This window comes from Streptomyces sp. MS06 (assembly GCF_047200655.1).
Taxonomy (GTDB): Bacteria; Actinomycetota; Actinomycetes; order Streptomycetales; family Streptomycetaceae; genus Streptomyces.
In genome coordinates this window covers 26,650-37,782 of the sequence record NZ_JBJZOJ010000073.1, presented here as the reverse complement: position 1 = coordinate 37,782, position 11,133 = coordinate 26,650, and the positions used below count along the sequence as shown (strand labels likewise).

Annotated in this window: 14 protein-coding genes; 6 read left to right on the top strand and 8 right to left on the bottom strand. The window is 66.8% G+C overall.

The features are described from left to right. The 3 genes from ACL02U_RS28875 to dndB form a co-directional block, all read right to left on the bottom strand. Positions 1 to 203, bottom strand: a 203-nt coding sequence (locus tag ACL02U_RS28875) for an AAA family ATPase (RefSeq protein WP_412793922.1), incomplete at its 3' end; no start/stop codon positions are given. After that, the gene (gene dndC, locus ACL02U_RS28870; RefSeq protein ID WP_412793921.1) at positions 190 to 1,695 is read right to left on the bottom strand and encodes a DNA phosphorothioation system sulfurtransferase DndC; all 1,506 of its coding nucleotides are present in this window, start codon (positions 1,693 to 1,695) and stop codon (positions 190 to 192) included. The genes dndC and ACL02U_RS28875, both read right to left, overlap by 14 nt. Continuing rightward, the gene (gene dndB / locus ACL02U_RS28865) at positions 1,692 to 2,822 is read right to left on the bottom strand and encodes a DNA sulfur modification protein DndB (protein ID WP_412793920.1); all 1,131 of its coding nucleotides are present in this window, start codon (positions 2,820 to 2,822) and stop codon (positions 1,692 to 1,694) included. The genes dndC and dndB overlap by 4 nt, the downstream gene beginning before the upstream one ends. Before the next feature lie 58 nt (positions 2,823 to 2,880). On the opposite strand from dndB, the gene dndA reads away from it, so the two are divergent. Continuing rightward, positions 2,881 to 4,020: a cysteine desulfurase DndA gene (gene dndA, locus ACL02U_RS28860; protein WP_412793919.1), complete on the top strand. Its 1,140-nt coding sequence runs from the start codon at positions 2,881 to 2,883 to the stop codon at positions 4,018 to 4,020. Here dndA and ACL02U_RS28855 read toward each other — a convergent pair. The 4 genes from ACL02U_RS28855 to ACL02U_RS28840 form a co-directional block, all read right to left on the bottom strand. Further along, positions 4,001 to 5,509 (bottom strand): DNA phosphorothioation-associated putative methyltransferase, encoded by a 1,509-nt coding sequence (locus ACL02U_RS28855; protein ID WP_412793918.1) that lies wholly within the window; start codon positions 5,507 to 5,509, stop codon positions 4,001 to 4,003. The two genes, dndA and ACL02U_RS28855, sit on opposite strands and share 20 nt — an antisense overlap. Before the next feature lie 299 nt (positions 5,510 to 5,808). After that, positions 5,809 to 5,943 (bottom strand): hypothetical protein, encoded by a 135-nt coding sequence (locus ACL02U_RS28850; protein WP_412793917.1) that lies wholly within the window; start codon positions 5,941 to 5,943, stop codon positions 5,809 to 5,811. A gap of 29 nt (positions 5,944 to 5,972) precedes the next feature. After that, on the bottom strand, positions 5,973 to 6,215 hold the full coding sequence (locus ACL02U_RS28845) for a DUF397 domain-containing protein (protein ID WP_412793923.1): 243 nt from the start codon (positions 6,213 to 6,215) through the stop codon (positions 5,973 to 5,975). Positions 6,216 to 6,226: 11 nt separating this feature from the next. Further along, the gene (locus tag ACL02U_RS28840; protein ID WP_412793916.1) at positions 6,227 to 7,108 is read right to left on the bottom strand and encodes a helix-turn-helix domain-containing protein; all 882 of its coding nucleotides are present in this window, start codon (positions 7,106 to 7,108) and stop codon (positions 6,227 to 6,229) included. 222 nt (positions 7,109 to 7,330) lie between these two features. On the opposite strand from ACL02U_RS28840, the gene ACL02U_RS28835 reads away from it, so the two are divergent. Together ACL02U_RS28835 and ACL02U_RS28830 are read left to right on the top strand one after the other, a co-directional pair. Next, positions 7,331 to 8,671: a hypothetical protein gene (locus tag ACL02U_RS28835; protein ID WP_412793915.1), complete on the top strand. Its 1,341-nt coding sequence runs from the start codon at positions 7,331 to 7,333 to the stop codon at positions 8,669 to 8,671. Positions 8,672 to 8,726: 55 nt separating this feature from the next. Further along, on the top strand, positions 8,727 to 9,431 hold the full coding sequence (locus ACL02U_RS28830) for a 2'-5' RNA ligase family protein (protein WP_412793914.1): 705 nt from the start codon (positions 8,727 to 8,729) through the stop codon (positions 9,429 to 9,431). Here the strand turns inward: ACL02U_RS28830 and ACL02U_RS28825 are convergent. Continuing rightward, positions 9,327 to 9,872, bottom strand: coding sequence for an ATP-binding protein (locus ACL02U_RS28825; protein WP_412793913.1), 546 nt, complete (start codon positions 9,870 to 9,872; stop codon positions 9,327 to 9,329). The genes ACL02U_RS28830 and ACL02U_RS28825 overlap by 105 nt on opposite strands. A 212-nt stretch (positions 9,873 to 10,084) precedes the next feature. On the opposite strand from ACL02U_RS28825, the gene ACL02U_RS28820 reads away from it, so the two are divergent. The 3 genes from ACL02U_RS28820 (at position 10,085) to fxlA (ending at position 11,057) form a co-directional block, all read left to right on the top strand. Beyond that, positions 10,085 to 10,492, top strand: a complete 408-nt coding sequence (locus tag ACL02U_RS28820) for a hypothetical protein (RefSeq protein ID WP_412793912.1) — start codon at positions 10,085 to 10,087, stop codon at positions 10,490 to 10,492. Continuing rightward, positions 10,492 to 10,668, top strand: coding sequence for a hypothetical protein (locus ACL02U_RS28815; protein ID WP_170198239.1), 177 nt, complete (start codon positions 10,492 to 10,494; stop codon positions 10,666 to 10,668). Before ACL02U_RS28820 ends, ACL02U_RS28815 begins: the two co-directional genes overlap by 1 nt. 185 nt (positions 10,669 to 10,853) lie before the next feature. Then, positions 10,854 to 11,057, top strand: coding sequence for an FxLD family lanthipeptide (gene fxlA / locus ACL02U_RS28810; RefSeq protein ID WP_412793911.1), 204 nt, complete (start codon positions 10,854 to 10,856; stop codon positions 11,055 to 11,057). Positions 11,058 to 11,133 lie beyond the last annotated feature (76 nt).

Here is an 11,133-nt window from a genome sequence, read left to right as displayed (position 1 = left end):
CCCCCCTCCCCCCCCCCTCCCCCCCCCCCCCCCCCCCCGGGGCCGTACAGAACCAGCTGCAGAGCATCCAACAAGGTGGTCTTGCCACAGCCGTTCATGCCGCCGATCAGGACGATCGGCCGGCCGGGGGTCGTGGTGAGGTCGAGAGACTGCTCGCCCCGGTAGGCCCCAAAGTCGTGCAGGGTGATGTTACGCAGGAGCATCGGCGGAGTCTTCGTCCTCGATCAGGGGCAGGCGGTCAGCGATCTCTTCGTTCAGCTGCTTCTTTTTGAGCGCATAGGCATGCGCGTCGGCCTTGTCTTCGAAGAAACCACGCTTGACCGTCTTCTCCAGGGCTTCGAACAGACCGGAGCGGCGCGTCATGGTGCGGAACTTGCGCTCTACCTCAAGTAGTTCGCGGGCGGTGGTGAACAACAAGTCGTCGCCATCACATACCTCGCGCAGCAGGTCGATCTCGCCAGCGCCCAGGGCAAGGTGCTCATCCAGCGGGCGGCCAGGGAAGTCCTCGCCGGTCTCTTCCTTGTAGATACGCGGCAGGGAGTCCTCGACCTCATGCTTCTCGAAGACCCACAGGCGGCGAATCTCGTGAAGTTCCTCCGTAGTGATCAGCTCAATCCCGCGGATGTACTCAGGGGCGTCTGCTCGTACGCGAGACTGGGCTTCGAGGAGCTGCCGCAGCCAGTCCTCACGAGCCTTCTGGGTGTAGGGGCCATGGACGATGCGCTCGCCGAACAGCTGGATACTGCCGTTCATCTTGCGGAAGTCCCGGAGCTTGTGCTCCTCTTCACCGCTGACATCCAGCTTGTCGCGCAACTTCAGGAGCGGTGCCATCCACACCATCTCCTCGCCGCTATTGACCATGGCAGCCATGGACTTGTCCTGGTCCACAAGCGTGCAGGTCCAGCAGCCGAAGCGGCTGTCGCCGCAGGAAGGCGTTGAGTCGTCCACTACCAGTGGGCACTCTTGGTCCTCTGTGGCGCTCTGGTACATGGTCAGCAGATCCTTGTTGGGGTGCCCCCAAGGGTTGGGTCGCTGCATGAGGAAGGTCCATACCTCGTCGTTGGACCAGTCCTCGATCGGGCTGTAGACGAGCGAGTTAGGCAGGTTGCCGTTGGGAGACAGCCGCTCCTGTACCCGGCGCTTCTCGTGCTTGGCCATGGCCCGCGCCCGGGCTTGGCTCTCCTGTTTGCGGATGCCGAGCACCAGGATGGCCTCGCCGTGCCTACGGACCACCTTGCGGATAAAGGTGTTCGACGGCCGGATCTTCATGCGCTCGGTGCACCAGCGGAACTTCGGGCGAGGCGCCGGGTAGCCGCGCCCAATCAAGTTCACCCAGAATGTGTCCTGAACCTTGGGGGTGAGGCGGTTCGGCTCGATCGGCAGCTGCTGCTCGACTGCGGCCTGCCGCATGGTCTCCAAGGACTGACTCACCCACGAGGCGACAACCGGGTTCTCCACCAAGGTGTCTGTGCTGATGACGTAGACGGTCTTCGTGCGCTGTTCGGCCGGCAGTTCCTGGAGAGCCAGCCACACCAGTTGCAGAGTGGCAGTGGAGTCTTTGCCCCCGCTATAGCCAATCACCCAGGGAACCTCGTCCGCGGTGTAGAGCTCGCGGATCTCCTCCTTGAGGTCTGCGGTCACCTGCGCGAGGCTGCTGCCCTCGAAGGGCACAGCTCGTCGGGTCGCGGTACTCATGACTCTCCTCGCTGGTAAGCATCTTCGGCGCGTTGCTCTTCAGGGCTGAGCCTGAGCTTCAGCATGCGGCGAAGGTAGGTCACGGTCAAAGTGACCTGGGCGTGGCTCTTGGAGACCCGGCCGCCGATGATCGCGCGGCCCTCCCAGTCGGTATTGGTACGGGACCAGTCGACCGCGGCAAGCTTCTTCAGGCGCGGTTGCCATACGGTGGCGTCGACGGATTCACGCAACAAGCTGTTGCCGACACGTCCCAGGGCGTGCAAGGCGATGCCGTGGCTGTGGATGTAGCTCTGACGCACGTCGGGAGCGGTCATGCGGCGATCGCGGACCATCGCCCACTCGGGGATGAGCGTGTCAACGTATTCCCAGAACGCCTGGGCCAGCACGGCTGCCTCGTCACGTTTCAGCTCCAGCCCCTGGAGCAGGGACTGATTACCCGAGTGCAGGGCGCTGAGCGTGAATAGCTTGCGCGAACGTGCCGACAGCGTGCTGCTCTCCATCTCGACGTGTTGCTTGAACACCGAGGACTTCAGGGCCAGCAGGCGGGTCAGACTGGCAAGATCGTCACGCTGATCGTAGAGCACGCCGATCGAGCGCGACGGGCGCACGGCGTGTCGGTTCAGGTCGGCGAACATCTGCTGGGAACGCCCCAGACCCGCGTCGTGGAAGAAAACGACGGCGATCGTCTCGTCACCCAGGTCGGGGTTCTCTTTGAGTGCGAGCTCGATGGCAGCGCGGCGGTGTTGCCCATCGTTGATCAAGAAGCGCGCCGCCATCGGCACGCGGATCTGCCCGGCGCGCATCCCAGCGCCCTCGCTCGCAATGCTCTCAAAGGCGATCTCGCCATCGATCGAGGCGGTGAGCGCACTAAAGACATAATCATCTGGATTGTCCAGAATGTACCGAGTGAGCGCTGGCAGTCTGCCCTTGTTGAGAACGCGCTGCGCACGGACCTCCGGGGCGATCTCATCGTCATCGAAGACGAAGATTTTAGGGATCAGCCTGAGCGGACACATCGAAACGAAGAACTCTCGCCCCGCCTGAACTCCCCTAATGGCAGGAAAAATGTACTCGAAGCCGACAAACGCCGCCCCACCTGCCGCCTGAGCTCCTCGTTGATCGATCACAGCGGTATCGTACGTGATCTCAGTGACGTACTGTACGGGATTCTCGTAGAAGTGAGTAATGATGTCGGTAACGTACCTTGATGCTGCCGCGACCACGCGCGTCGATCCACGCGTCGCTGATGTCGTGCTCCACTGGATGACCGAAGACTTTGGCAACGCTGGCAGCCGTACTCACGAGTACGGTACGCGCGCCAAGAAGGCGGTACAGCAGGCGCGTACGCAGCTCGCTGCGCAACTCGGCGCGCCAGCCGAGGAGTTGATCTTCACAAGCGGAGCGACTGAGAGCAACAACATCGCGTTGCTCGGGATCGCGCCGCACGGCGAGGAGACCGGGCGCCGGCACATCATCACCTCGGCCATCGAGCACAAAGCGGTCCTCGAACCGCTCGAGCACCTGCAAAGTCGCGGTTTCGAGGTCGACTTCCTCAAGCCCAACCAGCACGGCAGGATCAGCGTCGAAGCTGTCCGCGAGCGCCTGCGCCCGGACACCCTGCTCGTGTCGCTCATGCACGTCAACAACGAGACCGGTGTCATCCAGCCTGTCAGCGAACTCGGCCGAATCCTCCGCGAGACGTCTACGTACTTCCACGTCGACGCTGCCCAAGGTTTCGCAAAGCTCCCGGAAGACCTCACCGCGCCGATCGATCTGATCAGCATCAGCGGCCACAAGATCGGCGCCCCGAAGGGCACCGGCGCGCTACTGGTCCGTCGCCGCGGCTGGGACCGGCTCCCGCTACAGCCTCTGATGTTCGGCGGCGGCCAGGAGCGCAAGCTCCGCCCGGGTACCCTGCCCGTCCCGCTGATCATGGGACTGGCGAAGGCGGAAGAGATCTTCCGCAAGGAGCACCAGCAGTGGCTGGCCGGAGCGCAGAAGTTCCGCGAGCAGCTCCTCGCCGGGCTCGCCGGCACTCACTACCACGTGAACGGCGACCCCGAACACTCCGTGCCGCACATCCTCAACCTCTCCTTCGAGGGCGTGGACGCCGAAGCCTTGATCATCGGCCTCAAGGGCGTCGCGGCCGTGGCCACAGGCTCGGCATGCACGAGCACCTCCTACACCCCGAGTCACGTGCTGACAGCCATGGGCCTGCCTGATGAGATCGTGTCCAACGGGCTGCGCCTGTCCTGGCTCCCTTCCCAGATCGATGGGTTCGAGGTCGGCGACCTGGCCGCTGCGGTCAACCAGCTCCAGGCGTAGGGGGCTCCGGCTCTGCATCCTCTCCCGGGGCCTGAGGCTGCGGGACCGCTGCGGGGCTCGCGGGCCGGCGCACCAGCCGGTGCCCGCGAAGAGCGCGCGAGCAGCGCTCCAGCTCGGCTTCCCAGCCCTGCTCGGTTCCGATCAAGTGCGGCTGGTCGTACAGTCCGGCCCGCACTTCGGCCTCCGTCAGCCGCCGGTACTTGGGCACGTCCGGGTCATCCGGCGCCAGGAACTCATGCTTGCGGTGCAGCAGCGGCCGGTTGGCCGCGTTGTCGTAGGACAGGTGGGTCGTGTCCAGGCTGCGCATCTCAATCGCATAGGAGGAGTGCAGTCTGGGGTGCGGGTCGGTGTCGAAGTCGGGGTAATCGAGCCAGCTGACGGCTCGTCCCTGGTGCTTGAGCTTCACCACGGACCACTGCGGCGGGTGGCCGGCGGCGATGGCGGCGCAGTGCTCATACAATCTCAACACGGTGGGCAGCCTGTCGATGGCGCGGCGGTGCACATAGAGCGCGGTCGGCGTGAGCTTGCCGACTTCCGAGGCCCGCATCGCGCCGCTTACGTAGGTGTCATCGCGCAGCTTGAACAGGAGTCGGTCGGCGCGTTTGCATCCCTCCAGGTAGGAGGAGAAGCAGGACCGGATGTCGAGTTGGATAGACAGCGGCAGGCTGCCGAACGGACCGCGTCCGTTGAACAGCTCCACCGCCAGGAACAGCAACGTGTTCAGCGTCGTGCGCTTGCCGCCCTCAGCCATCTTCTCCGGGTCGGCGGAGCGCCGGACCAGGCGCTGGAGTTCGGTACCCCGGAGGTGACTCAACAGTTCTGATAGGGGAACCGACATCTCATCCAGCCGTGGCAGTCGGCCCCGCCGTTCGGTAAAGTCGACCACCGCGGCGATAGCAGAGGCAGTGTCCTCGGAGGCCAGCCACTCGGCATCGGGCACGATCCGGCGGGCGAGGAAGGCGATGCGGGCAGGATCGTCCCGGAACGCATAGACGACTCCGGGCGCTGCGGATACGCAGCGGACGCCGGTGGTCTCCTGTACGAAGTCGCGCAACTCGCTCGCGCCGAACAGGTGCTGGAAGGTTCCACGTCCGGTCAGGACCCCGTCGGCGAGCTGATTGCCGTTCACTTTGTTCCGTTCCCACACCAGGCGGGCGGAGACCACCAGGACCCGGCGAGTCAGGGTCCAGGCGCGCAACAGGGTTTCGCGCCGTTCAGCCGGGTTCTCGATGACGTTCAACACGTAGGTGAGCAGCACCACGTCCGATGGCTTCTGCTCGCCGTCCGGGAAGAAGTGTGGATCCCAGCCAGTAACGTCGAGCTGCATGTGATGCAGGCTGCGCACGTCGTCTCCGCGGCCGCAGCCAAAGTCCAGGACGCTCACCCCGGGCCTGATCTGCTGGTCGATGACGGCCTGCCGGGCAGGCATCGAGAGAGCCGAGCGAGTGATTGCCGTCAGGCGACGATCACTGTTCCATACCTCGCGCATCTCACCTCGCCACACACGGATCCTGGCTTCTTTCAGAGAAAATTCCCGAGCAACGGGAGATGGGCGACAAGCGCGGCGTAGAGAAGGCGGCCCCGAAACCGTTGAGAAGCTCGGACGAGTCGGCATACCTGAAATCGGGGAGCAGCTCGCTCCACGGCGGTGTTTTCACAGGAGGCGGCCTCCATCCCGCTCACCAGGTGGACACCGATCGCGTCGTCCTCGGTGACCTTCCGGAAGACGCCAAGCGACGCAAGGCTCCACTCCCGGACCTTCGCCCAGGGCTCAACAAGGTACGGCCCTCACATCGCGCCGACCGCGAGCAACGTGCGCACGGGAATCTCCTCGGCCACCAGCCGCGCGGAGAACCCGGCTTCTAACAGCGCCACGCCGGTTGTGAGACCCAAGACTCCTGCGCCCACGACGACGACCGTCACGACTTTCTCCTCACGCCCCAGCTCTCTGCTCAGCTCCGATGCCCACCGATTGCCCCGCTGGCGATCCTGGTGACCAGCGCGCGCGTCGCCGCCTTCGAGAACAGCAGCGGCCGACGGCCGATGTCCTTGGAGTCGCGCACTGCTGCGTGTTCGCCCAGATCCGCGACTTCCACGCAGTCGTTTGCACCCCCGCTGTACGAGCTCTTCCGCCACCGCGCGTGCGTGAGATCGACATCGTGGGGAGTTGTCGTAACGTCGTGAGGGGCGGCCATGCGGGGCGTGCTCACTCTTCGGGCTCCTTGCTGATGCGTGCAATGCGGGTGCGGGTCTCTGATGGGTCGAGGGCGCTGCCCCTCAACTGATCAAATATTTTCGTGTAGTTGTCTACGTCCTCCGGGGACTCGAGATACACGGAGTTCTTGGGATTCTCCAGCCACACCAAGTTCGGCGTGGGGCGCGGGAACGTCAGGATGACGAACGGGCCGTACAGCCCCGGATGTGCGCCGAGCGAGAACGGCAGGAGCTGCACGGTGACGTTCGGCCGCTCGCTCGCCTCTGCCAGCTTCCGCATCTGGTCGCGCATCACTTCTGCGGAGCCGACCGTCCTGCGCAGCACGGCTTCGTCGAGGATCGCCCAGAGTCTGGCGGGGGCCTCACCGCCCAGGCGGCTGTTCTGCCGCTCCATGCGAACCCTGACCAGGGACTCGACCTGCGGCGGGGAGAGGTCCTTTCTCATCTGGGAGATCACGGCACGCGCGTAGTCCTCGGTCTGGAGCAGCCCCGGCACGAGCATCGGCTGGTAGCTGGCGAGGTGCGTCGCGCCGGCCTCCAGCGCGAGGTACCCGTCGTAGCGCGTCGGGGTGAGCACCGTCGAGTACTTCCGCCACCAGGGCTTCTGCTGTTCCTTGTCCGCTCGCACGAGGTCGAGCACGTCGGCGCGCCGGTCCTCGTCCTTGACGCCGTACAGGTCCAGCAGTGCCCGGACGAGGACCGGCGTCGTGCCGCGTTCGCCGTTCTCGATCCGGCTCAGCGACCCTTGGTTGACCTCCAGTTGGTCGGCGACCTCGGTGAGGGTGAGCCCGGTCGCGTCACGCAGTTCCTTCAACCGTGCCGCGAGCTGCCGCCGGTACACCGACTGCGGGACCAGGCTTCTCTTCAAGGCCATACCCGGAAGTCTCTCCGTACCGGCGACACCTCTACAACCCATACGGGTCAACTTCACCAGACATATTGCCTAGTTGGCGGTTGCATCAGCATGCTGTCAGAAGTCACGGCGCGCGTTCGTACGGGCGTGCGCCGCAGCCGACCGATGGGCGAGCAGGCCACGACCTCGCTACCGGCACGCGCCTCCGCGTCGGTCCTGCACGCCGCACCAGGAGGGCGGGCCATGCCACGGACAACGCTGCTTCGGCAGCTGCTCCAGCAACGGCACCTGACGACGCACGAGGCTTTCGCCGCCCAGTACGAGCGGGCCGCCGCCCGACTGGCAGAGCTCGACCGCGACCCCCGCCTGGCGTCCCTCCAGGTCTCTCCACGCCAGTTCGACCGCTGGTACGGCGGGGAGTTGCTGACTCTGCCCCGCCCTGACGCCTGCCGAGTTCTGAAGCACATGCTGGGCAGACCCGTGTCCGAGCTGTTCTCCACTACGTACGACGGCGACTCCGCGCACGACCGCGACGAGGAGTCGAGTCCGCACCAGCAGGCGACGAGTGCCCCTTCGCCACGGGAGGACGACGAGAACCCACTGGACATCGTCACCCGGACCCGGCAGCTCACAGCCAGCAATGCCGACGACGCGACGCTCGCCATCCTCGACTCCTCGCTGGAGGGCATCGCCAGCCGGTACGAACAGGACGGGCCGTACGTCCTCCGCCACCAGGCGCGCCAGGTGCGGCAGCTCGCCCACACCCTCCTCGACGGCCGCCAGCCCCCACGCACGCGCCGGGAGCTCTTCCGCCTCGCCGCCCGCGCCTCCGGCCTGCTCGGCTACATGGCGGTGAACACGGGCGACTTCGCGCTCTCGGAGGCGTACTGCACCGAAGCCCGGGATCTCAGCCGCGAGATCGGCGACCTGGACACCGACCTCTGGGCGTGCGGCACCCTCTCCTTCAGCCTCTACTACGCCGGCCGGTACGACGAGGCGGACGCCTGCGCCGCCGCGGCCGTCGAGCGAGCCCCACGCCACGCCCAGTGCATCCGCCTGCTCGCCAACGGACGGGCCAGGGCCCTCGGCAAGACCGGCGACCGGCGTGCCGTCGAGCAGACCATCGGACAGGCACTCCGCCTCTCCGACCTCCACGAGGTACCCGTCGAGCTGACCTCCTGCATCTCCTTCGAGCCGTACGGACGGGCCAGGACACTGGCCAACGCCGTCACGTCACACGTCGCGCTGCACAACACGGCCCAGGTACTGCGCGACGCCGAGCACATCGACGACCTGGTGGAGCACTCGACCTCCTCCTGGAGCCGTTCGCTCGTACGCCTCGACGTCGCCACCGCGCTGCTCCAGCAGTGCACGCCCGACATCGACCAGGCGATGGCACTGGGTCGTGAGGCCCTGCAGTTGTGCGGAGAGACACCGATCAGCTCCGTCTACCAACGCTCCCGTGACCTGCATGAGCAGGCCAGGCCATGGCGTGATCACCCGGCGGTACGCGATTATGGCGACGAGTTCCGGACCTGGAGCTCGCAGCCAGCGGCCCTGGCCATGGCGTCACCTACGTCCTAGGCGCTGAAGGTGTCGTCGGGCTCCGGGGCAGTGTGAAGCCGAAGGAGTACGTCGGGTGCCCCTGCTCAGTGCCGATCCCGCCGCGTTCCCCGCCGAGCCTCCCGCCGACACGCACCATCCGGCGGTCACCGCGGCCCACGACTGGGCGGCGTTCAGCGCACTCGACGAGATGACCGACCACTGGGCACGCCCCGGCTGGTCGGACGGCAGCCGGGCCTACTACTGGATGCTGACCTTCCCGGATGATCAGCGGCTCGCTGCTCTCGCCGGGCACTGCCAGGAGGAGCTGGCGCCCCTCGGCCTTGACCCGGTGCCGACGGACGGACTGCACATCACCCTCCCCCGAGTCGGAACGCCGGGCGTCGTCACCCCCGGCCACCTGGACAGCCTGGCGCAGAACGCCGAGGCGCTGCAGCCCTCCGCGTTCTCCGTATGCGCCATGCCGCTGGCTGGCTCCCGAGGCGCCGTCCGCCTGTCCCTCGGCCCCTGGGAACCCCTGCTCCGGCTGCACCACGCGCTGGCCAAGGCAGGGAGCAGCGTCGGTCTGGCCCCGAAGAAGCCGACGTCCGCATTTCGGCCGCACCTGAGCCTCGCGTACAACAACCGCCGGCGCCCCGCCGCGCCCGTTGTGGAGACGGTCTCAGGGCTTCGCGCTCTACCGGCTGTCGAACTCTCCGTGTCCGCCGTCCAGTTGGTGGAACTCCGCCGTCAGGGGCGGACGTACCGCTGGGATGTGCGGAGGAACGTCGCGCTCGGGTAGCCCGCTGGCGTCCAAGGCGAGAACTACGACCACTTCCTTGCCGATCGCGGTCGGCCGGACGGACCACGCGGAGGCCAACTCGCCGACGAGCAGCAGTCCGAGACCACTGCCCTTCAACTCGTCCACCGACTCCTCCGCAGAGCGTGCCCGGACCCCGGAGACATCCCGTCCCGCGTCATGGACGCGCAGTACCGCCACGTTCCGGTAGACCTCCACACACATGCAGTCCGGTCCGCCGGCTGTGTGCCTGAGCGCGTTGCCCACGAGCTCCGAGGCGATCAGAACGGCGTCGTCGACCCGCTCCGGCGCGGCATGTCCATCGAGGAACTCTCGTACGTGTCTGCGCGCGAGGCCCGAAGGCTCGATGCAATCGGCCAGCTTCACCCAAAGACGCCGTACCGGCGTCCGCCTGCAGAGGCGCTCTTCGTCCACCGCGTCCATCGCCGCTTCTCGTTTCCGCTTGGCACTGGACCGATCAGCCTCGCTACGCCTGAGCCGCGGCGGTACGCCGCGGCTCCGCCTCCTCGCGCAACGCCGGACGGCGGACGAACGGCGTGCTGACGGCGTACCGCCGCCGACTGCCCCCGACGAGGCTCTTCGTCGAGGCGCCGGACCCTTGGCGTCTCGGCTCACCTGGCTGGAGGTAACGCGGAATGAGCGGCAGTGCGAGGCAGACCGCACCACACGAGGTGCCCCCGGGCACGCGCCTGGTGTTGTACGCCTGTCTGCCCGCGTCACTCGGTGAGGCCGCCGACCACAGCGTGGCCAGCGCACGGCGGTACGTGGCCAATGCCGGCTGGGAGGCGGTCGAGACGTACGTCGACCGGGCGGCACCGTTCGAGAGCCGCGCCCTGTGCGAGGGCTGGCACAACGCTTTGGCCGCGGTCGAGCAGGGGAAGGCGGCCGGGATCGTCACCCCTCTGCTCGTGATGCTGGGGCATCTGGAGGAGGACAGGGCGAACCTCGTTGCCTGGCAGGCTCGGACCGGGGCGCTGATCACGACGCCGTGGGCGGTCGTCGACGCCGCCGGATCCACGGCCTTGCGACGGTCGGCGGCGTGATGACCACCAAGCGTCAGGGGGTTCTCCGGCAGCTCCTCGGCCAGGTCGGATGGGTGCTGCGACATCCGGCCACGTACGTCGGTCGGTTCGGCTTCGGCACCTTCCAGGTGCTGTTCCTGCCCGTCCTGGTGACCGGCACAACGTTGACCACCCTCTACGCGGGCCAGTTCCGGTAGCCCCGGCCCGTGTCCTCGACCCCCCTCTCCGGATGCTCCGAATCCATGTCCCCCACGGAATCCGGTCTACCGGAGAGGGGCCGCACCCAAGGTGCGAATGCAGAAACCCGGCCCTGCGGCACTCCGTACGCAGGCCGGACAGCACGACGAACCGTTCGGATCCTTCCGACAGAAGAGGAAGTGCGATGACCGCAACCATGCTCAGCCCGATCACGACGGCCACCACCGGGGCGTCCGTTGCGACGGCCGTCCCCGGGGCGCCCGCCGACCCGTTCGATGTCGCCCTGACCATCGTCACGGAGATCGGCGCCGACCTGCTTCCCAAGGCGTGCGGCACCGGTGACGGGTGCGCGGCCTCCTGTGCCTCGTCCTGCGCCAGCGCCGTCTGACGACGGCCCGTGCACGGGGTCGGGGGCGCAGCCGCCCCCGACCCCGCTCGTTCACAGCACTGACGGCGAAGGCATG

Excerpts from the sequence above, each read along its gene's own strand:
- dndC (WP_412793921.1), bottom strand. The coding sequence starts at position 1,695 with ATGAGTACCGCGACCCGACGAGCTGTGCCCTTCGAGGGCAGCAGCCTC.
- dndA (WP_412793919.1), top strand. The coding sequence starts at position 2,881 with ATGATGTCGGTAACGTACCTTGATGCTGCCGCGACCACGCGCGTCGAT.
- ACL02U_RS28855 (WP_412793918.1), bottom strand. The coding sequence starts at position 5,509 with ATGCGCGAGGTATGGAACAGTGATCGTCGCCTGACGGCAATCACTCGC.
- ACL02U_RS28845 (WP_412793923.1), bottom strand. The coding sequence starts at position 6,215 with ATGGCCGCCCCTCACGACGTTACGACAACTCCCCACGATGTCGATCTC.
- ACL02U_RS28840 (WP_412793916.1), bottom strand. The coding sequence starts at position 7,108 with ATGGCCTTGAAGAGAAGCCTGGTCCCGCAGTCGGTGTACCGGCGGCAG.
- ACL02U_RS28835 (WP_412793915.1), top strand. The coding sequence starts at position 7,331 with ATGCCACGGACAACGCTGCTTCGGCAGCTGCTCCAGCAACGGCACCTG.
- ACL02U_RS28825 (WP_412793913.1), bottom strand. The coding sequence starts at position 9,872 with ATGGACGCGGTGGACGAAGAGCGCCTCTGCAGGCGGACGCCGGTACGG.
- ACL02U_RS28820 (WP_412793912.1), top strand. The coding sequence starts at position 10,085 with ATGAGCGGCAGTGCGAGGCAGACCGCACCACACGAGGTGCCCCCGGGC.
- ACL02U_RS28815 (WP_170198239.1), top strand. The coding sequence starts at position 10,492 with ATGACCACCAAGCGTCAGGGGGTTCTCCGGCAGCTCCTCGGCCAGGTC.
- fxlA (WP_412793911.1), top strand. The coding sequence starts at position 10,854 with ATGACCGCAACCATGCTCAGCCCGATCACGACGGCCACCACCGGGGCG.